Source organism: Rhizobium sp. BR 314 (assembly GCF_047445805.1).
Taxonomy (GTDB): Bacteria; Pseudomonadota; Alphaproteobacteria; order Rhizobiales; family Rhizobiaceae; genus Rhizobium; species Rhizobium lusitanum_B.
Map to the genome: position 1 here is coordinate 304,761 of NZ_JARWLA010000006.1, position 20,044 is coordinate 324,804.

Sequence of the window (20,044 nt, forward strand, 5' to 3'; positions counted from 1 at the left end):
TCAACAGGATGGAGGGTTGCATGACAATTGGCATCATCAGTCGCCTGAAGACGTTCTTCAGTTTGCGTCCGTTGGATAAAAGGCAGGATGAGTTTGCCGCAGTGTATGCGGCACCTGCGGCGAGCTTTGACCGGGAGCCTTCGGCCCGCGACTACGAACTCTACTATTGGTGCGCTACGCCTGCACCTTGGTACTGAGCGAATAAGAACTGGCTTCGTCTTGCGAGGCTCGCTGAAATCGGCTGCGAGGATATCATGAGCAGAATTCTCATCGTGCCGGGTTTGTTCGGATCGGGCGAAGGACACTGGCAACATTATTGGCTTCAGGATCATTCCGACGTCCGTCTCGTGGAGCAGAGCGATTGGGATTTCCCCAATCTTGGCAGTTGGATGGACGGTTTGGAGGTTGCACTTGAAGAGGCAGGCGAAGCCTATCTCGTTGCGCATAGTCTCGGTTGCCTGCTGGCCGCGAGGCTGGCGGGGCGTCCGGCGGCGCGAAGGGTCAAAGGCGCACTTCTCGTTGCGCCCTGCGACATTCCCGCGACGGAGAGGCTGCATGCCGGCCGACTTTCGTTCGGGACGATGCCGACGGAGGCGTTACCATTTCCCAGTATCACGATCGGCAGTTTGAACGACGTCTATATGTCGCTCGATCGTCTCACAATGTTCGGGCGGCTGTGGAATTCCGAAGTTCGCAATATCGGGCTTGCCGGACATATCAACGTTGCAAGCGGATATGGGCGGTGGCCGAGCGGTTATGGCTTCCTTGAGACGCTGAAGACCCGCGCGAGACATCGCAGACCGCAGCGAATCTCAACGGCGATTGCTGCCTCGGTTTGAAAGGGCTTTTCATGGGAGCCATTCAGCGCCATTGTGCGGCTAGCATTTCTTGACCATGGCCTTTTGTCGCTGTCCAGGGCATGCGGCAAGGCCGCTATTTTGGAGGTAAGGTAATGAGTTTGCGCATCAACGATATCGCTCCCGATTTCACCGCCGACACCACACAGGGCGAACTTCAGTTCCACGACTGGATCGGCAACGGTTGGGCCGTTCTGTTTTCCCATCCGAAGAATTTCACACCCGTCTGCACGACGGAACTCGGCGCTATGGCGGGCCTGGAGCAGGAGTTCGCCAAGCGTGGCGTCAAGGTGATCGGCATTTCCGTCGATCCGGTCGAAAGCCACAGCAGGTGGAAGAGCGACATCAAGACTGCGACCGGTTTCGACGTCGAATATCCACTGATTGGCGACAAGGATCTCAAGGTCGCCAAGCTCTATGACATGCTGCCGGCCGGCGCCGGTGAAAGTTCGGAAGGGCGTACGCCGGCGGACAATGCCACGGTTCGCTCCGTCTTCGTCATCGGCCCGGATAAGAAGATCAAGCTGATCCTTACCTATCCGATGACCACGGGCCGCAACTTCGGTGAAATTCTCCGTGCAATCGACTCGATCCAGCTTACGGCCAAGCATCAGGTGGCAACACCGGCCAACTGGCAGCAGGGGGAGGATGTCATCATCACCGCAGCCGTTTCCAACGAGGATGCGATCACGCGTTTCGGATCGTTCGATGCGGTCCTGCCTTATCTGCGCAAGACCCGCCAACCTGCCGGTTGAGCGCGCGGGACACTGAGTGATGCGGCCATGCAGGCCGCATCACTTTCATAGCCTGACGTTTTCGCTGAGGAATTCGAGCAGCGCGCGCACACGTGCCGGCAGCGGACCGCCCTGGCCGATGTAAACGGCGTAGAATTCCTCGATATCGCCGGGGTTGAGTTCCTCGAGGACAGGAACCAGACGCCCGGCCTCGAGGTCGGCTTTGATGGCGAAGGCAGCCAGACGCGCAATACCGGCGCCGGCGAGCGCCAAGTGGCGCATGGCTTCACCGTCACTCACCTGCAATCTGCGCGTTACTGGTAGCGTCATCAGCCGGTCACCGAATTTTACGGGCCAGCCCTCCTGCGCCCGGGAATAGGAAAAGCCGATACGACTGTGCCTTTCGGCTTCGGCCGGCGAGTTCGGAATACCGTGCCGGCGCAAATAGTCCGGTGATGCAACAATCATATTGCGTGTCGCGCCGAGCTTGCGTGCAATGAGGCTCGAACTCTTCAATGGTCCCGTGCGAATGGCAACATCCGCACGCTCCTCCATCAAATCCACGATCCGATCCGTGTGAACGATCTCGAGTGAGACCTTTGGATAGAGTCCCATGAAGATCGGAACGAGCGGAGCCAGCACGTGATTGCCGAAGGAGCCGCTTGTATTGATGCGGATGTATCCCGCCACCTGCTCGCCAGCCGAAGCATGGCGTTCCGCTTCAGCCATATCCGCAAGGATCGTGACGCTGCGTTCGTAGAATCCGCAGCCTTCGGGTGTCAGCTGCAGCCGTCTGGTGGAGCGATTGATCAGTCGGGCGCCCAGCCGTTTTTCCAGCCGGGTAACAAGTTTGCTGACCGCCGAGGGCGTCATCCCGCACGCCGTTGCAGCGGCGGTGAAACCACCCAGCTCCACGGCGCGGACGAAGACCTCCATTTCACCGGAGCGATTGACATCCTGACGGCTCATGATGAATTCAAATCACAAATCTCTTTCTTGCGGGCAATCTATATCAGCATGCGCACCGCGTCTATCTATTCGTAATAGCAAAGGAGTTGGACGATGGAATACAGAACACTTGGTGCCTCCGGCCTGAAAGTATCGACGTTGAGCTTTGGGGCCGGCACGTTCGGCGGTAGCGGGCCGTTATTCAGCGCGTGGGGATCCACGGATGCCAACGAGGCACGGCGTCTCGTCGATATATGCCTCGAGGCGGGCATTACTCTCTTCGATACTGCAGATGTCTATTCGGCCGGTGCCTCCGAGGAAATTCTCGGTCAGGCGGTGCGTGGCATGCGAGACGCGGTGACGATTTCGACCAAGCTGGGTTTACCCATGGGCGATGGGCCGGCAGATTGGGGTGCTTCGCGCTCCCGGTTGATCAGATCGGTCGAGGCCGCTTTGCGCCGCCTCGGCACCGATTATATCGACCTGTTGCAGTTGCATGCTTTCGACGCCTCGACGCCCCTGGAGGAGACGTTTTCCACACTCGATGGTCTCGTAAAGGCGGGAAAGGTCCGCTACGTCGGTGCTTCGAATTTTGCCGGCTGGGAGCTGATGAAATCGATCGCCGTTTCGGAAAGGCATTCCTATGTCCGCCCCATCGCCCATCAGGTCTATTACTCGCTGGCGGGCCGCGACTACGAATGGGAACTGATGCCGCTCGGTGTGGATCAGAAGGTCGGGGCGCTGGTCTGGAGCCCCCTTGCATGGGGCAGATTGACGGGCAAGATCCGTCGAGGTCAGCCATTGCCGGAGACCAGCCGCCTGCACGAGACCGCCTCGTTTGGACCACCGGTCGATGACGAGAAGCTCTTCGATATCGTTGATGCGCTGGACGAGATTTCGGCAGAAACGGGCAAGAGTGTGCCGCAGATTTCCATGAACTGGCTGCTGAACAGACCGACCGTTACGAGCGTGATCATCGGCGCTCGCAATGAGCAGCAATTGCGGGAGAATCTCGGCGCGATCGGCTGGACGCTCTCTGCGCAGCAGATCGAGAAGCTCGATAACGTGAGCGCTGTCGCCGCACCCTATCCTTATTTCCCCTATCGACGGCAGGAGGGGTTTGCCCGGCTGAACCCGCCGCTTGTCTGATCGGGGGTAGTGTTTAGAGCGCTTCGCCTTTCACGGAAATGCGAAGCGCTCCGACTGCTTGTCGTAAGGCCGCTTCAGGTGGGGTGGCTTTCGTTGCCCAAGCAGAACGGGTCGGCTAGTTTTGCAATACTGATTCCTCTCTTGCCGAATGCCATTTTCCATGGATGAAACGCCGACCAGCCGCATGCTTTCCTGGGCACGCAACTCCACGATCTACCGCCTCGAACGTCGGATGATGACGGAAAAGCAACTGTTCGACGCGATCGCCAAGAAGTCAAAGCAGAAATTCGAGGATATCAGCGAGACGCAGGTCAAGGCACTCGCCGATTTTGCCGTCAAATTCGCTTATGAGTTGAAGGTGCTCGACGATGTCGCCTTCGCCGAAATCAGCACGCGCTCAGCGGTTCGGTCCGGTAAATCGAAGAAGGCCATCGCCTTCAAACTTGCATCCAAGGGCATTGATGGCGAAACAGTCGTTGCGGCAGTCGAGGAGGTCGATGATCTCCATTCCGCCGTCATCTTCGCCAGGAAGCGCGGCTTCGGGCCTTTCCGGCGCGGTGACCTCGATGAGAAGCGCAAATCAAAAGAACTGTCCGCCTTTGCCCGCAACGGCTTCAGCTTTGCCGTTGGTAGACGAGTTTTCGACATGGAGCGAGAGGACGCCGAAGAGCTATTGCAATCGGCGTCGGCCTTCGGAGGCTCGATGCTCATTGAAATGGCGGGGGGCAACCGTTAGCTTTGCCGCGCTTGACTAGGATGCGCAGGGGAAGTTCGTGAAAGCAGATATTCGATCACTTGCAGCGGCGATGGCAATTGCCTCTTTGCCGATGGCGGCTCATGCCGACTGGCAGGCCACGGAAACGACCAAGACATACGCGATTTCTGGAACATCCGGCCGCGAGCTTTACGACTCCATCGGCGAACGTGGCCCGTTACTCGGACCGAAGGTCAGGGCCATTGCCCATACCGATTTCAAGCTGACCTGGACGCGGAAATACGAGCCGCAACCGGGTGGCGCTTGCAAGATCACCGTTAACATACCGAAACTGATCATCTCCTACACATTGCCGAAGCCTTCGGCGCAATTGCCGGCATCGACACGCAAAAGCTGGCAGAGGTTCATCGCCGGCGTCGAGGCGCATGAGCGCGTGCATGGTGGCTACATCAAGGACATGGTCAAGGAAATCGAGGCCATGAGCGTCGGCTTTGCCGTGCCCAATGATCCGAAATGCAGCAAGATCCGTGTAGAACTGACGAGGCGGCTCGGTGAGATTTCCAACAAGGAGCGGCGGCGTAACAGCGATTTCGACAAGGTCGAGTTCAGTGATGGTGGCAACCTCCAGCAGCTCGTTCTGAAGCTCGTCAAAGAAGAGTAACTGAGGCAACCGCAGCCAGCTGTACCCGCCGGCTGCGTGACCTAACGTGGCTTTATCGGCCCTTCTGCTTCCGCCATTCGGCGAATTTGAGTTTCGGAGCATCGCTGGTTGCCGGATAGAGGCCGATGATGGTCGCGCCATTCATGACCTCTTCGGTCACAAAGTCCTCATAGGCCGTCATCTCCACCGTCTCGCTGGCAATCTCGTCGGCAAGATGTGCGGGGATGACGATAACGCCCTCATTGTCGCCGACGAGAACGTCGCCGGGGAAAACCGCCACATCGCCGCAGCCGATCGGGCCGTTGATTTCGATCGCCTGATGCAATGTCAGGTTTGTCGGCGCGGAAGGGCGGTGGTGATAGGAGGGGATATCGAGGGCTGCGATTTCCGGACTGTCACGGAAGCCGCCATCGGTCACGACACCGGCTGCGCCACGTACCTGCAGCCGAGAGACCAGAATGGAGCCTGCCGAGGCGGCCCGCGCATCCTTGCGGCTATCCATGATCAGCACGAAGCCTGGAGGGCATTGCTCGACAGCGGCGCGCTGCGGATGCTCGGGGTTGCGGAAGACTTCGAGTGTATTCAGATCTTCGCGCGCCGGAATATAGCGTAGCGTGAAGGCCTGGCCGACCATGTTCACCTTCTTCGGTGAGAGCGGGCGCACATCCTGAATGAACTGGTTGCGCAGGCCGCGCCGGAACAGCGCGGTGGCGATCGTCGGTGTCGCCACGCCCATCAGCTTGTCGCGCGTCTCATTGCTCAGCACATAATTGCTCATGCGATATATCCTTTACGATCAATAGATGTCGGGTTCCCCCGGCGTTGGGCCGAAACTGGTTTCCAGGAAATCGAAATCGCAGCCGGTATCGGCTTGTGCGACGTGGCGCGAGAACATCCAGCCATAGCCGCGGCCGAATTTTTCGGCCGGCTTGACCCAGGCGTCGCGTCGCCGCTGCAGCTCGTCCTCGTCGACAAGCATGTCGATGCGCCGCGCTTCGAGATCGAGGCGGATGATGTCGCCGTTGCGCAGCAGCGCCAACGGGCCGCCGACATGGGATTCCGGCGAAACGTGCAAGATGCAGGCGCCGTAGCTGGTGCCGCTCATGCGCGCGTCCGACAGGCGGAGCATATCCCTGTGCCCCTTCTTGAGCAGAGCCTTCGGAATCGGAAGCATGCCCCATTCGGGCATGCCCGGGCCACCCTGTGGACCGGCGCCGCGCAGCACCATGACGTGATCAGGCGTGATGTCGAGGTCTTCATTGTCGACTGCCGCCTTCATCTCCGGATAGCTGTCGAAGACCAGTGCCGGTCCCTGATGCTTGTGGAAGCGCGGGTCGCAGGCGGCAGGCTTGATGACCGCGCCTGTCGGCGCAAGATTGCCCTTCAGTACCGCCAGCGACCCTTCGTGATAGACCGGATTGTCGAGCGAGCGGATTACGTCGTCATTGTAGCATTTTGCACCCTCCAGTGTTTCGCCGAGGGTGACGCCGGAGACGGTAAGCGCGGAGAGATCGAGCTTGGAGGAAAGCTTCGCCATCAGCACCCGCAGGCCGCCGGCATAATAGAAATCCTCCATCAGATAGGCCTTGCCGGTTGGCCTGATATTGGCGAGCACTGGCGTTGCGCGTCCGGCCTGGTCGAGGTCGTCGAGCGAAAGGTTGATGCCGGCGCGCCTGGCCATCGCGATCAGATGCACGACGGCATTGGTGGAGCAGCCCGTTGCCATCGCGACGGCGACGGCGTTGTTGACGGCCGCCGCAGTGACGATCTTCGCGGGAACAAGATCCTCCCACACCATCTCGACGATGCGCCGACCGACGGCCGAGGACATGCGGATATGATTGGCGTCTGGTGCCGGGATCGAGCTGGCGCCGGGCAATGTCAGACCCAATGCCTCGGCGATCGCCGTCATCGTGCTCGCTGTGCCCATGGTCATGCAGTGGCCATAGGATCGGGCGATACCGGCCTCGACGTCGACCCATTCTTTCTCCGAAATGGTGCCGGCGCGGCGTTCATCCCAGAATTTCCAGGCATCCGAGCCGGATCCCAGATATTCGCCGCGATAGTTGCCGCGCAGCATCGGGCCGGCTGGCAGATAGATCATCGGCAGGCCCATCGAGAGCGCCCCCATGACGAGACCGGGTGTGGTCTTGTCGCAACCGCCCATCAGCACCGCACCGTCGACGGGGTGCGAGCGCAGAAGCTCTTCGGCTTCCATGGCCAGCATGTTGCGATAGAGCATGGTGGTCGGCTTCACATAGCTCTCGGACAGCGACAGCGCGGGTAGCTCCAGCGGAAAGCCGCCGGCTTGCAGGATTCCGCGTTTCACATCCTCGACGCGATGCTTGAAATGGGCATGACAGGGATTGGCGTCTGACCAGGTGTTGAGGATGGCGATAACAGGCTTGTCGATCCATTCCTCGGGGGCGTAGCCCATCTGCATCGTGCGCGAGCGATGTCCGGAGCTTCTGAGATCGTCCGGGGCGAACCATCTGGCGCTGCGCAGTTCCGAGGGCTTCTTCCTGCTGTTCATTGTGTTCAAGCCTTGTTCGTGACGATGGGCAGAACCGAGTGGCGCAAGTGTCGCTTCATTTGCTGATTTCCCATTGCTGGCTGCGACGCCTGTTCGCTCAATCCTCCCGATTGCGCCAACTGCAAGAAAGGACGTTGGCAGAAACGGACTAAAGCACTAATGTATCAGTGCATCAAGCCCGAAGCTGTGCTTAATGGATCGACATTCTCAGTCAGAAAGGCCGCCGGTGAAACTTAACCCGAAAGAATTCGCGCTGGATCGTTCTCGCCAGGTGGCGCCGCAGATCCTGGAAATCCTGCGTTCGCGTATTCTTTCCATGGCCTTGCCGCCAACGACGGTGCTGTCGCGCATTTCGCTGCAAAGCGAGTTCAATGTCAGCCAGACGCCGGTGCGCGACGCCCTGATCCGCCTGGAGGAGGAGGGGCTGGTCGAGGTCTATCCGCAATATGCGACCGTTGTTTCGCGCATCGATGTAAGCAATGCGACCGAGGCCCACTTCCTGCGGCTGTCGATAGAGCTTGAGGCTGTGCGCCGGCTGACGCTGGAATCGCCTGCCGAGACCGCAGAGGCTCTGGAAGTGGTTCTGACCCGGCAGAAGCGCGTCATGTCGCCGGAGACTTATGATCTCTTCGACACCCTCGATAAGGATTTTCATCGGGTGCTCTACGAGAGAGCCGATATTCTGGGCCTGTGGTTGACCGTGCGGCGCCAAGGCGTGCATCTTGATCGGCTGCGCATGCTGAACCTGCCGATGCCGGGCAAGCTGCAGCAAATCATTGGCGATCATCAGGGCATCGTCGATTCCGTTCGCTTGGGCGATCCGGAGACGGCGGTTGCCGCCATGCGCGAGCATCTGTCCGGCACCTTGTCGATCGTCGATCTGATCTGCGAGCAGCATCCGGACTATGTGAGCCGATAGGCCCAATCAACCCCTTAAAATTGCCGGGAGATGTGGACCGAGCTGCCGCACGCATTGGCTTGCGCGCCGCTTCATGCGAGAAAGCATGGGATTGACATGACGAGGGAGTTTGCTTGACCATCGGGCTTGCGCATGCCGAACTGATCGCGGTTCTGACGGCTGTCACGGGGAATGATCCCAGGGTGATGACGGTGCGGTCCGGCGAGGCCTTGCCATCAGGTCCGTTCGAACTCGGGCATCGAACGCTGCAGAGCGGGCTGCGCGAATGGATCAGGGAGCAGACGGCTCATCCGGTCGGTTATCTCGAGCAACTCTACACCTTCGCCGACCGTGATCGGAATAACGAGATCCTCGGCGGCCGAACGATTTCGATCAGCTATCTCGGTCTCGTGCGTGAACAGGCGGCACCTGGTGCTGGCTTGCCGGGTTGGCACGGCTGGTACGAATATCTCCCCTGGGAAGATCACCGAAAAGGCAGGCCGGCGATCCTTGACGACATTGCCGCCCGGCTTGCGCCATGGGTGGCAGACGATGCAGCCAGGGCCTATGGGCGCCGCCGCCGCGCCGACTTCGATTTTGGATTGAACGGCGCCACCTGGAACGAAGATCTCGTCCTGCAGCGCTATGAACTGCTCTATGAGGCAGGCCTCGTTGTCGAGGCGCGCTGCGATCAATCGCACGCATTCGGTCGCCCCATGTTTGCAGATCACCGCCGCATCCTGGCCACCGGCATGGCGCGGCTGAGAGCCAAGATCAAGTATCGCCCAGTTGTCTTCGAGCTTATGCCCGAGACCTTCACACTTCTGCAATTGCAGAGGGCCGTCGAGGCGCTGGCTGGTCTGACCCTGCACAAGCAGAATTTCCGCAGATTGATCGAGCAGCAGGACTTGGTGGAGGAAAGCGGCGGCACCGAGAGCGAGACCGGCGGTCGTCCGGCAAAGCTCTTCCGCTTCCGCCGCGCCGTCCTCGAGGAACGCGAGCTCGCCGGAACGAAATTGCCGCTCTCCCGCAATTGACATGTACTCACATTGAGAATATCTATTTGCGCGAAATATACTCAATATGAGCATAATTAGGAGCCGGCCATGAATCTTCCCATATCCGCATCCTCTATTTACGAGCGCGTCAGCCGCGTCATTCCCAAGGCCGAATGGCTGACATTCCAGGATGATGTCGAGGCGATCCTTGAACTGAAGCGGCGACACAACGCCGTCATTCTCGCGCATAACTACCAGACGCCGGAAATCTTCCATGGTGTTGCCGATATCGTCGGCGACAGTCTTGCGCTGGCCCGCAAGGCTGTGGAGGTCGATGCGGACGTCATCGTCCTTGCCGGCGTGCATTTCATGGCCGAGACCGCCAAGCTGCTGAACCCGACCAAGACGGTTCTAATCCCGGATCTGAAGGCTGGATGTTCGCTGGCGGAATCGATCACGCCGGAGGACATTGCTCTGCTGCGGCAGGCCCATCCGGGCGCTCCGGTCGTCACCTATGTCAACACGTCGGCGGCGGTGAAGGCGGCATCCGATATCTGCTGCACCTCGGGCAATGCCAAGCAAGTGGTCGAATCACTCGGCGTGCCGAAGGTGCTGATGCTTCCGGACGAGTATCTGGCGCGCAACGTCGCGCGCGAAACCAATGTCGAACTCATTGCCTGGCACGGGCACTGCGAGGTTCATGAGCTCTTTACCGCGGATGACATTCGCCAGCTTCGCGAGAACTATCCCGGTGTAACAGTCCTTGCGCATCCGGAGTGCCCGCCCGATGTCGTCGAGGCGGCAGACTTCGCAGGCTCGACGGCCGTCATGTCCGACTATGTCGGCAAGAAGCGTCCGTCCCGCGTCGTGCTTCTGACCGAGTGCTCGATGAGCGACAACGTCGCCGTCCATCACCCGGATGTGGAATTCGTCCGGCCATGCAATCTCTGCCCGCATATGAAGCGCATCACGCTCGGCAATATCCGCAAGGCTCTGGAGGAAGGGCGGCACGAGGTAACGGTCGACTCCGCAATTGCGGCAGACGCCCGCCGTGCCGTGGAAAGGATGTTGGCGATATGAGCGAGATTCTCGAAGGATTGAAAGACCGCGTCGTCATCGTTGGCAGCGGCCTTGCCGGGCTGATGGCGGCCTTGACGCTCGCGCCGGAACCGACCGTCATCGTGACACGTGCGGCACTTGGTGGGGAAAGTTCAAGCGCCTGGGCGCAGGGCGGCATCGCCGCCAGCATCGGCAAGGATGATAGTGCCGCGCTGCATCTGGCCGATACGCTCGCTGCCGGCGACGGACTCTGCGATGCGAAGGTGGCGGCGGGAATCCTCGCTGAAGCACCGGCTGCCATCGCTGCACTCGAGCGGGCGGGCGTTGCATTCGATCGCGACGGCGAAGGCGCATTGTCCTTGGGGCTCGAAGCGGCTCACTCGCTGCGCCGCATCGTGCATGCCAAGGGAGACGGTTCGGGTGCGGCCATCGTTCGCGCGCTCGTGGATGCCGCCGCTCGGACACCATCGATCACCATCCTCGAAGGTTATGAGGCAAGGCGCTTGCTGCTCGACGGCGACCGCATTGCTGGCCTGGCGTGCGCAACCGAGAGGGGCACAGTTATTTTGCCGTCCTCTCGCGTCGTGCTCGCTACTGGCGGCATCGGCGGTCTCTACGATGCGACGACCAATCCGACCGGCAATTTCGGGCAGGGCATTGCATTGGCCGCCCGGGCAGGCGCTCTGCTGGCCGACATGGAGTTCGTGCAATTTCACCCAACCGCACTCGACAGCCGCCGCTGGCCGCTGGCGCTAGTCAGCGAAGCCGTTCGCGGCGAAGGCGCCACGCTGCTGAACGAAAGAAGCGAGCGTTTCATGGCTGGCGTCGAGGGGGCAGAGCTTGCGCCGCGCGATGTCGTTGCGCGCGCCATTAGCGCCGAGATCGCGCGCGGCGGCCGGGTCTATCTCGACGCCCGCCAGGCGCTTGGCGACAGTTTCACCAGGCGGTTTCCCGTTATTGATGCACTTTGCCGTGAAGCTGGCGTTGATCCATCGCGAAATCTCATTCCCGTGCGTCCGGCTGTTCACTATCACATGGGCGGCGTCGCCACGGATGAGCAAGGTCGCAGTTCCGTGAGTGGCCTGTGGGTGATCGGTGAGGCCGCATCGACAGGCCTTCATGGAGCCAACCGGCTTGCCAGCAACTCGCTCCTTGAGGCCGCGGTCATGGGTCTGCGCACGGGGCGCGACATCGCCGGTATCGTTGCGAACCGGGTCAAGGTGCCGCAACGGCAGATGAATGTTGCCGCGCCTGACGCGTCGCTGGTTCGACCGATCGTCTCCAGCCATCTCGGCGTGCTGCGCAATGCCGGGTCCATTCAAGGTGCGATCGTAGCGCTGCTGCCGCTTGCCGATGGAGACGGCCCCGCAGCCGATCCTGCTCTCGTTGCCCTGCTGATTGCAGTCTTCGCCGGTTTGCGGACGGAGTCGCGCGGGGCACATGCCCGCACGGATTTTCCCTTGAAATTGCCGGATTCGGAGCGCCGCCGCCTGAACCTGTCGGATGCGCTCGATATCGCATCCTCCATGACTTTCAATTCCCTTGCACGGAGTGCCTGACATGACCCTCGCTCCCCTCCCGCGCCTCATCGTCGAACCACTGGTGCGCAATGCGCTGTTGGAAGATCTCGGCTTAGCCGGTGACGTCACGACCACAGCGGTCATCCCCGCCGCACATCGGTCCCGTGTGGCGATGGTGACGCGCCAACCGGGCGTGGTCGCCGGCCTCGATGCGTCCGAGCTTGCTTTCCAACTGGTCGATCCCAGCATCGTCATGACCCGTCACTTGCCGGATGGGACGAAAGTCAAACCTGGTGATGTGATCGCAATGATCGAAGGACCTTCGCGTGGCCTGCTGACGGCTGAGCGCACCGCATTGAACTTCCTTGGCCACCTGTCCGGCATCGCATCCGTGACCGGCGGTATCGTCGAGGCCATCGCAGGTACGAACGCTTCGATCGTCTGCACACGCAAGACGACGCCAGGTCTCAGAGCCCTGGAGAAATATGCAGTCCGAGCCGGTGGTGGCATGAACCATCGCTTCGCGCTCTATGACGCGGTTCTGATCAAGGACAATCACGTTGCCATTGCTGGTGGCATTGCTGAAGCAATCCGCCGCGCCAAGGCGGGCGTCGGGCACATGGTCAAGATCGAAGTCGAGGTGGATACTCTGGAGCAGCTTCGCGAAGCGATGCGCGAAGGCGTCGACGCCGTATTGCTCGACAATATGACTCCTGCCCAATTGCGCGAGGCGGTCGATATCGTCGCGGGGCGGGCGATCACCGAAGCGTCGGGCCGCATCACGCCGGAGACTGCCGGCGCGATAGCCGGAGCCGGCGTCGATCTCATATCTGTCGGCTGGGTGACGCATAGCGCGCCGACGCTCGACATCGGGCTCGATTGGAGATCGGCGGCTTAGAGCCGCCGATTTTGAGTTCAGACCACGATCGGCACCTGTGCGCCGTCCATACTGATCACGACGCCGGTGACGTAACCTGCCTTGTCCGAACTCAGGAAAGCGACGACATTGGCGATGTCGGTGGGGCTGGCCATACGGCCGATAGGGATGCGCTTCAGGGCGTCGGCCAGTGCTTCCTTCTCTGTCGAGCCGGCAAGTTTTGCCGCCGCCTTCAAGCCTTCGGCAACGCGATCCGTTTCGGTCATGCCGGGGTTCAGACCGACAACACGCACACCGCGGCTGGCATAGGCATTGGCAAGCCCGACGCTCGCGAGCATCAAAGCGGCATTGGCCGATCCGCCGGCAAGATGCACGGGCGAGGCGACTTTGCCGCCATTGCCGATAATGTTGATCACCGCGCCAGAGCCGCGTGCACCCATGCGTTTGATGAGGGGATCGATCACGTTGATGTAGGAGAAGTACTTCGCATCCATCGCGGCGCGCCAGATCGCCGGCGTCAGATCGTCAGCCGGCGTGCGTGCTGCGGCACCCGCACTGTTGATGAGGATGTCGATCGAGCCGACTTCCGCTTCGACCTTGTCCACGACTGAAAGCGCCTGCTCGTCCGATGTCAGGTCGGCAGCGTAACCGCGGGCACCGGGAAGCTCGGCAAGCGCCTCATCTATATTGGCCTGCGAGCGCGAACAGATTGCGACGCGTGCGCCTTCCTGCAGGAAGAGCTCGGCGCAGGCATAGCCTATGCCCTTCGAACCGCCGGTGATCAGAACGACTTTACCCTTGAGGCCAAGATCCATGACATGTCTCCGATTGCGTTGCGAAAGGTTCGCAAGCTAGATGCGGAAATCCGAGCCGTATAGGCTCGCCGTCGTCACAGCTTGTTTACTGCGTAGCATGCGGCTTTTGACCGTTTAAGAAAGCCGCTTGGCTTTCAGCACCGAAACGGCCGTCTCGCTGTTGTGGACATAGTCGTTGGCGTCGGGCTGGCGCTGCACTAATAGAATGAACAGCAAGTCGGTCAGCATCAGCTGTGCGTCGCGCGCGGTGATCGCCGAGGAGCGGACGCGATCTTCGTCGCCGACGGTGTGAAGGCAGATGTCGGCGACGCGGGCGAGCGGGTTGTCCTGCAAGCCGGTCACGGCGATGACGGTCGCCTTGCGCTGGCTCGCAAGCTCGGCGATCCGCAGCGTTTCAATGCTGGCGCCGGAATAGGAAAGAGCAAAGAGCAGATCGTCCGGTCCGAGCGTCGATGCGTTCGCCATCTGAACATGGCTGTCGCTGTCATGCAGGACATTGCGGCCGAGCTTCATCAGTTTGTAGGAAAAATCGCGGGCGACCAGCGAGGAGGCGCCGACGCCAGCCAGATGAATGCGCCTGGCATCATGAAGAGCCTCCAGTGCCTTGTCGATATCGCCTTCATTGTTGACCGAAATGGTTTGCTGCATGGCTTGCAGCTTGCTGCTCAACAGCTTCTGCAGAATGGTCAGATAGCCGTCACCGACTTCAATCGTGCCGTGAATCATGCCGGCCGGTGTGGGCCATTCCTGGGCTTTCGCCTCACTGACGGCGAGCTTCAGTTCCTGATAGCCGGCATAGCCGAGCTTCTGGCTGAACTTCACGACACTCGACTGGCTGCGCCCGGTCTCGACCGCGAGTGCTGCCGATGAAAGCCGCAGCATTTGGTCAGGGTTCTCGACGATGAACTGCCCGATCTGGCGATCGGCGGGCGCCATGGTTTCAAGCTGCGCGCTGATTTTCTTCAGGATAGACATTTGGTCCTTTTGGGTCCCCTCGATCGATCGAGGCGGTTCACATATCATCACCCACGTACTCAAAATAGCATTCGGGCAAGGCACGGCAACCGTGCTTCAAGCGATGAGAGACTAGCACAGGGAATTGGAATAAAAAATTCCAATGATAATTGACAGGATGGAATGATCGAATAGTCTTCAAAGGGAAGCGGATGGCGGAATCCTCGGTATTGCGCATCTCGCCTTAACGGGTTTCGGATTATGGATAAACTTCGCATCTCCGGCGGCAAAAGGTTGCAAGGAGCCGTGACGATTTCGGGCGCCAAGAATGCCGCCCTGCCGCAGATCGCGGCTGCTCTTTTGAGCCCGCATTCGCTGGAACTCACCAACCTGCCCTCGGTAAGCGATGTCGAGAACATGCTCGGCGTCATCGCGCTGCACGGCGCACGGATCACCCGAACGGCGCAAAGCACAATGATCGATCCGAGCGCCATCGTCTCCAAGGAAGCCTCCTATGATACGGTGAGGCGCATGCGGGCAACGGTTCTGGTGCTGGCGCCGCTGCTTGCCCGTTTCGGTCATGCCCGTGTGTCTCTGCCGGGGGGGTGCGCTATCGGCGCCCGCCCAGTGGACATGCATATCAAGGCGCTTGCATCCCTCGGCGCCGATATTGCCATCGAAAGTGGCCTGATTGTTGCTTCCGCCCCAAATGGGCTGAAGGGAGCTCGCATCGTGCTGAGTTCTCCCTCGGTCGGAGCGACCGAGACGGTGATGATGGCGGCTTGTGCCGCAAAGGGTGAAACGGAGATTCTGAACGCAGCCCGCGAGCCCGAAGTCGCAGACCTTGCCGCGTGTCTGAGTGCCATGGGCGCGCGCATCGAAGGGGCGGGCACGCACCGCATCCTGATCGACGGCGACACCAACTGGCGACCGGCGAAACATCACGGCATTCCCGATCGCATCGAAGCTGGTACCTATGCGGTTGCCGCCGCAATTACCGGTGGGCAGCTCGAACTCATCCACGCCCGGCTGGAAAACCTTGCCTCGGTTGTCCAAGCGCTGGAAGCCATGGGCGTCAGCGTGTGGCCGAGCGATCGTGGCCTCGTCGTGTCACGAGAAGGGCAGCTCAAAGGCGCCGATCTTACCACGGAACCCTATCCGGGCTTCCCGACCGATCTGCAGGCGCAATTCATGGCGCTCGCCTGCTGCGCCGAGGGTGCGTCCCTGATCCGTGAGACTGTCTTTGAAAATCGCTTCATGCATGTGCCGGAGCTGATACGGCTTGGCGCCAACATAACGCTGCAGGGCACGACAGCGCTGGTGCGGGGCGGGGCTCCCCTCAAAGGAGCGCAGGTGATGGCGACGGACCTCCGCGCCTCGGTTTCTCTCGTGCTGGCCGCGCTTGTTTCGCAAGGCGAGACCATCGTCAATCGCGTCTACCATCTCGATCGAGGCTATGAGCAACTCGATCGCAAACTTCGCCTCTGCGGCGCCGATATCGAACGGCTGACGTCATGAGCGACAAGGCAAGCAGCACCCCTTATTTTCTGGGTGTCGATGGTGGAGGCACCGGCTGCCGCGCCCGCATCGAGGATGGCGCCGGCACCGTGCTGGGGCAAGGGCTCTCCGGACCGGCGACGACGCGGCTTGGCATAAATGAGGCTTGGGCATCCATCTCCAGAGCATTCGACGCTGCAATTGAAGAGGCAGGTTTGACCGCTGCCGATATTGGCAGCATCCACGCGGGTATCGGTTTGGCGGGCATTGGCCGCAAGGGAGCTCTGGCTGCCCTCAAGGCCATAGAACATCCCTTCGCCAGTATCACATTCGTTAGCGACGGGGAGGGGGCTTGTCTTGGGGCTCATTCAGGCCGCGACGGAGCAATCGTCATTGCGGGTACCGGATCCATAGGCCTCGGTCTTGTCGAGGGGCGGCAATTGCGGGTGGGAGGCTACGGCTTCCCGATCTCCGACGAGGGCAGCGGCGCTTATCTGGGGCTAAAGGCGGTGCAGCTCGCGCTGCGCGCCCATGACGGCCGTGAGCAAAAGACGGCGTTGCTGAGCGAGATCCTGCAGCGTTTTCAGAACGATCCGATGGAGGCCGTTGCCTGGATGGATCGGGCATCGGCGACGGATTATGCGACGTTCGCGCCCATGGTGCTGCGCCATGCGGATCAGGGCGACGCCGTGGCGCGGCGTATCGTCCAGGGCGCCGCTGGGCATATCGACACGTTGATCCGGACCCTTTTCGAGAAGGGATCGCCGCGTGTCTGCCTGCTTGGCGGCCTCGCCAGTCCGCTCGAACCATGGCTTGCGCCGGATGTGCGACGCAGCCTCAAGCCGATCGACGGCGACGCCGTGTCGGGCGCCATCATCCTCGCCAGAAGGGCGATCTGTCAGCATTGAGCGACGGGAATGCGCATGGCTTCTTATGTACGCCCATATTGGAATATTTTATTCCATTTTGGATTGACTTATGGAATAAATGGACATAATATTAACGAAGGTAAACAGGGAATGGGTGCGGAACGAAGCCGAAACGGCCAGTCGCGCCTTAGCTGATGTCAGCTATCCGCTTTGTTGAGAACCGAACTTTGCAACGGCAGGCCCGGCGCCTTATCGGTCGGACTTGTCATCCCTGATCTATTGATATCGAACGCACTTTCGAGAGCAGTCCCATGACAGAGCAGAAGTTGATATCCGAACTGGAGCAGTTGGTTTCCGAAGGCCGCAATCCGAACACGATGCATATCGATCTGCTGCCGACCTTCGATCTCCTGCGTGAGATCAATTATGAAGATCAGACGGTGCCCGTTGCCGTCGAGAAGGTCATTCCGGCCATCGCTGCTGCCGTCAACCAGATCGTCGCGGCCTTCCAGAAGGGAGGGCGCCTGGTCTATATGGGCGCCGGGACCAGTGGTCGACTTGGCGTTCTCGATGCGTCCGAATGCCCGCCGACCTTCAGCGTTCCGTCGAATATGGTGATCGGCCTGATCGCAGGCGGTCCCGACGCGCTGCGCCGCTCGATCGAAGGTGCTGAAGATGATCCGGAGCAGGGCCGTCAGGCTCTGGAGGACGTCAAGCTGACGAAAGACGACGTCGTCGTCGGCATCGCGGTCAGCGGTCGCACCCCCTATGTCATCGGCGGTTTGAATTATGCCAAGAGCCTCGGGGCTTTCACGGTCGCGTTGTCCTGCAATCCCAATTCCATCATTGCCGGTATCGCCGATCTGGCGATCTCGCCGGTCGTCGGCCCGGAAATCCTGACGGGCTCGACCCGTTTGAAATCCGGCACGGCACAGAAGCTCATCCTCAATATGCTGACGACGGCCAGCATGATCCGTATCGGCAAAAGCTATCAGAACCTGATGGTTGATGTCAGCGCCAGCAACAAGAAGCTGGTGGCGCGCGCCTCGCGCATCGTCATGCAGGCGACCGGTTGCTCGCAGAAGGAAGCGCGCCGCGTTCTCGACCTGACCGGAAACGACGTCAAGCTCGCCATTCTCATGGAAATCACCGGAATGGGCATTGAAGAAGCCCGCGTGGCATTGCAAAACGCTGATGGATTCCTGCGCAAGGCCATCAACGCGAAGAGTGCTTAATGGACGTCGCGGTTCGCCGCGACGGCAATCAATTGGCCAAAATCGGCCGGGGACATTTAAAAACGGAGGGATGAGAATGAAGGGGTATTTTGCAAGGAAACTGATCTCGGGGATGGTGCTGGCGATGGGCGTTGGCGTAGCTGCCGTCGCGATGCCGGCGCAGGCGGCAACGCTGCGCATGGCATGGTCGCAGGACGCGACCGGGCTTGATCCGCACAAGCAGACCGCCTTCTCTTCCATTCGCTTGCTGGAATTGATTTACGAGCCACTCGTTCGCCTCGACGGCAATCTGCAGATCGTGCCCGGTGTCGCCGAGAGCTGGCAGTTTTCGCCCGATGGCAAACAGCTGACTTTTAAGCTCAACGCCAAGGCCAAGTTCCAGAACGGCGCCCCTGTTACCTCGGCTGACGTGAAGGCTTCCTTCACGCGCATCCTAGATCAGGCGACTGGCGCTGTCGCCCGCGCCAACTTCTTGTCGATCGCGAGCATCGACACGCCGGATGCCACGACTGTAGTCTTCAATCTGTCGCAGCCCGACGTTCCGCTTTTGACGGCAATGACCAGCCTCAATGCCGCCGTCGTTCCGGCAAGCGAGATTACCGCTGGGACCATTGGCACGAAGGCGATCGGCTCCGGCCCCTTCAAGCTCGACAGCTGGGTTCCGAATTCCAAGGAAGTCCTGACCGCCAACAAGGACTGGGCCGGCGGCACGGTCGGTGTCGATGGCATCAACATCAGCGTATTGCCCGATGAAACTGCGATCCTCGCATCGCTGCGCACCGGGCAGACCGATTTTGCCTTGTTGAATGATCCGCTCGTCGCGACATTGGTGCCAAAGGAACCGAAGCTGCAGCTGACGCGCACGCCGGTGCTCTCCTACAACGTTCTGCAGCTCAATCCCTCGCGCAAGCCGATGGATCAGCTGGCTGTGCGTCAGGCGATTTCCTGCGCCATCGACCGTAAGGACGTGATGGATACCGCGGCGCTTGGCGAAGGCAAGGTGACCGGGCCGCTGACGATGCCGCTTTATGCGACCGATGCCAGCAAACTCTTCTGCTACACGCGCGATGTGGCCAAGGCGAAGAAGCTGATGGCCGATGCCGGCCTTGCAAACGGCTTTACCGCGACGGTGATCGCCGCCACCGGCGAACCGCCGACCGCAACGGCTGAAGCGCAGGTCATCCAGTCGCAGCTTGCTGAAATCGGCATCAAGCTTGATATCAAGGTGATGGAACTCAACGTCTACGTCGATACCTGGCTCAAGGGCAATTTCGACATGGCTGTTGCGCTCAACGGCGGCAGTGCCGACCCCTACTCGATGTATAACCGCTACTGGACGAAATCAGGCAACCTGCAGAAGGTCGCCAACTATATCGACGATACGCTCGACAGCCTGATGCAGAAGGGCCGCGCCGAAACCGATCCGGCCAAGCGCAAAGAAATCTTCGCCGAATTCGAAAAGCATATCGCCGAAGTCTCGCCCTGGATCTGGCTCTACACGGCCTATGGCTATACGGCCGAGCAGAAGAACGTTGAAGGCTTTGTTCCGACGCCGACCGGTTCGCTGTTCGGTCTGAGCAAGGTCTCGATCAAGTAACGGCAACCGAGACCTAGGGCATTTCCGTTTCGAACGGAGTGGCGGAAATGCCCTATCTCTTTGTTTTCAAGCAGTTGCGGGCGCAAAGCCGCTTCGCACATTTGCTGGAATTGCTCTAGAGGAATTGC

At 60.3% G+C, this 20,044-nt stretch carries 20 protein-coding genes; 15 read left to right on the forward strand and 5 right to left on the reverse strand.

The window, feature by feature from the left end; genetic code table 11:
* Positions 1 to 20 precede the first annotated feature (20 nt).
* The 3 genes from QD461_RS11635 (at position 21) to QD461_RS11645 (ending at position 1,612) form a co-directional block, all read left to right on the forward strand.
* Positions 21 to 197, forward strand: coding sequence for a hypothetical protein (locus tag QD461_RS11635; RefSeq protein WP_414087898.1), 177 nt, complete (start codon positions 21 to 23; stop codon positions 195 to 197).
* Positions 198 to 254: 57 nt separating this feature from the next.
* Entirely contained in the window at positions 255 to 839 is a 585-nt protein-coding gene (locus tag QD461_RS11640; RefSeq protein WP_414087899.1) for an RBBP9/YdeN family alpha/beta hydrolase, read from the forward strand.
* A gap of 113 nt (positions 840 to 952) precedes the next feature.
* Positions 953 to 1,612: a peroxiredoxin gene (locus tag QD461_RS11645; protein ID WP_414087900.1), complete on the forward strand. Its 660-nt coding sequence runs from the start codon at positions 953 to 955 to the stop codon at positions 1,610 to 1,612.
* Between the two features lie 45 nt (positions 1,613 to 1,657).
* Here the strand turns inward: QD461_RS11645 and QD461_RS11650 are convergent, their stop codons facing one another.
* Positions 1,658 to 2,560, reverse strand: coding sequence for a LysR family transcriptional regulator (locus QD461_RS11650; protein WP_414087901.1), 903 nt, complete (start codon positions 2,558 to 2,560; stop codon positions 1,658 to 1,660).
* Between the two features lie 93 nt (positions 2,561 to 2,653).
* Here QD461_RS11650 and QD461_RS11655 point away from each other — a divergent pair, with 93 nt between their 5' ends.
* From QD461_RS11655 to QD461_RS11665, 3 genes are all read left to right on the forward strand, one after another.
* Positions 2,654 to 3,688: an aldo/keto reductase gene (locus tag QD461_RS11655; protein ID WP_414087902.1), complete on the forward strand. Its 1,035-nt coding sequence runs from the start codon at positions 2,654 to 2,656 to the stop codon at positions 3,686 to 3,688.
* A 160-nt stretch (positions 3,689 to 3,848) separates the two neighbouring features.
* Positions 3,849 to 4,424: a recombination regulator RecX gene (recX, locus tag QD461_RS11660; RefSeq protein ID WP_414087903.1), complete on the forward strand. Its 576-nt coding sequence runs from the start codon at positions 3,849 to 3,851 to the stop codon at positions 4,422 to 4,424.
* A 70-nt stretch (positions 4,425 to 4,494) separates the two neighbouring features.
* On the forward strand, positions 4,495 to 5,064 hold the full coding sequence (locus QD461_RS11665; RefSeq protein WP_414087939.1) for a DUF922 domain-containing Zn-dependent protease: 570 nt from the start codon (positions 4,495 to 4,497) through the stop codon (positions 5,062 to 5,064).
* Positions 5,065 to 5,116: 52 nt separating this feature from the next.
* Here the strand turns inward: QD461_RS11665 and QD461_RS11670 are convergent, their stop codons facing one another.
* Positions 5,117 to 5,842, reverse strand: coding sequence for a ribonuclease activity regulator RraA (locus QD461_RS11670; RefSeq protein WP_414087904.1), 726 nt, complete (start codon positions 5,840 to 5,842; stop codon positions 5,117 to 5,119).
* A gap of 18 nt (positions 5,843 to 5,860) precedes the next feature.
* Entirely contained in the window at positions 5,861 to 7,597 is a 1,737-nt protein-coding gene (araD, locus tag QD461_RS11675; RefSeq protein WP_414087905.1) for an L-arabinonate dehydratase, read from the reverse strand.
* A 226-nt stretch (positions 7,598 to 7,823) separates the two neighbouring features.
* Here araD and QD461_RS11680 point away from each other — a divergent pair, with 226 nt between their 5' ends.
* The 5 genes from QD461_RS11680 to nadC all read left to right on the forward strand — a co-directional run bounded on the left by QD461_RS11680 (position 7,824) and on the right by nadC (position 12,970).
* Positions 7,824 to 8,516 (forward strand): GntR family transcriptional regulator, encoded by a 693-nt coding sequence (locus tag QD461_RS11680; RefSeq protein ID WP_414087906.1) that lies wholly within the window; start codon positions 7,824 to 7,826, stop codon positions 8,514 to 8,516.
* Positions 8,517 to 8,629: 113 nt separating this feature from the next.
* Complete coding sequence (locus QD461_RS11685) at positions 8,630 to 9,532, forward strand: NUDIX hydrolase (protein ID WP_414087907.1); 903 nt, start codon at positions 8,630 to 8,632, stop codon at positions 9,530 to 9,532.
* Positions 9,533 to 9,601: 69 nt separating this feature from the next.
* The gene (gene nadA, locus QD461_RS11690; protein WP_414087908.1) at positions 9,602 to 10,573 is read left to right on the forward strand and encodes a quinolinate synthase NadA; all 972 of its coding nucleotides are present in this window, start codon (positions 9,602 to 9,604) and stop codon (positions 10,571 to 10,573) included.
* Positions 10,570 to 12,111 (forward strand): L-aspartate oxidase, encoded by a 1,542-nt coding sequence (locus QD461_RS11695; protein WP_414087909.1) that lies wholly within the window; start codon positions 10,570 to 10,572, stop codon positions 12,109 to 12,111. The genes nadA and QD461_RS11695 overlap by 4 nt, the downstream gene beginning before the upstream one ends.
* Position 12,112: 1 nt before the next feature.
* The gene (gene nadC / locus QD461_RS11700) at positions 12,113 to 12,970 is read left to right on the forward strand and encodes a carboxylating nicotinate-nucleotide diphosphorylase (RefSeq protein ID WP_414087910.1); all 858 of its coding nucleotides are present in this window, start codon (positions 12,113 to 12,115) and stop codon (positions 12,968 to 12,970) included.
* A gap of 17 nt (positions 12,971 to 12,987) precedes the next feature.
* On the opposite strand, the gene QD461_RS11705 is transcribed toward nadC, so the two are convergent.
* Both QD461_RS11705 and QD461_RS11710 read right to left on the reverse strand, forming a co-directional pair.
* Positions 12,988 to 13,764: an SDR family oxidoreductase gene (locus QD461_RS11705; protein WP_414087911.1), complete on the reverse strand. Its 777-nt coding sequence runs from the start codon at positions 13,762 to 13,764 to the stop codon at positions 12,988 to 12,990.
* Between the two features lie 114 nt (positions 13,765 to 13,878).
* Positions 13,879 to 14,739, reverse strand: a complete 861-nt coding sequence (locus tag QD461_RS11710; protein ID WP_414087912.1) for a MurR/RpiR family transcriptional regulator — start codon at positions 14,737 to 14,739, stop codon at positions 13,879 to 13,881.
* Positions 14,740 to 14,979: 240 nt separating this feature from the next.
* On the opposite strand from QD461_RS11710, the gene murA reads away from it, so the two are divergent.
* The 4 genes from murA to QD461_RS11730 all read left to right on the forward strand — a co-directional run bounded on the left by murA (position 14,980) and on the right by QD461_RS11730 (position 19,916).
* Positions 14,980 to 16,236: a UDP-N-acetylglucosamine 1-carboxyvinyltransferase gene (murA, locus tag QD461_RS11715; protein ID WP_414087913.1), complete on the forward strand. Its 1,257-nt coding sequence runs from the start codon at positions 14,980 to 14,982 to the stop codon at positions 16,234 to 16,236.
* Positions 16,233 to 17,123, forward strand: a complete 891-nt coding sequence (locus QD461_RS11720; RefSeq protein WP_414087914.1) for a BadF/BadG/BcrA/BcrD ATPase family protein — start codon at positions 16,233 to 16,235, stop codon at positions 17,121 to 17,123. Before murA ends, QD461_RS11720 begins: the two co-directional genes overlap by 4 nt.
* A 272-nt stretch (positions 17,124 to 17,395) precedes the next feature.
* Positions 17,396 to 18,319 carry an N-acetylmuramic acid 6-phosphate etherase gene (murQ, locus tag QD461_RS11725; RefSeq protein WP_414087915.1) on the forward strand — a complete coding sequence of 308 codons (924 nt, stop codon included), beginning with the start codon at positions 17,396 to 17,398 and terminating at the stop codon, positions 18,317 to 18,319.
* A 76-nt stretch (positions 18,320 to 18,395) separates the two neighbouring features.
* Positions 18,396 to 19,916: an ABC transporter substrate-binding protein gene (locus tag QD461_RS11730; RefSeq protein WP_414087916.1), complete on the forward strand. Its 1,521-nt coding sequence runs from the start codon at positions 18,396 to 18,398 to the stop codon at positions 19,914 to 19,916.
* Positions 19,917 to 20,044: the final 128 nt, after the last annotated feature.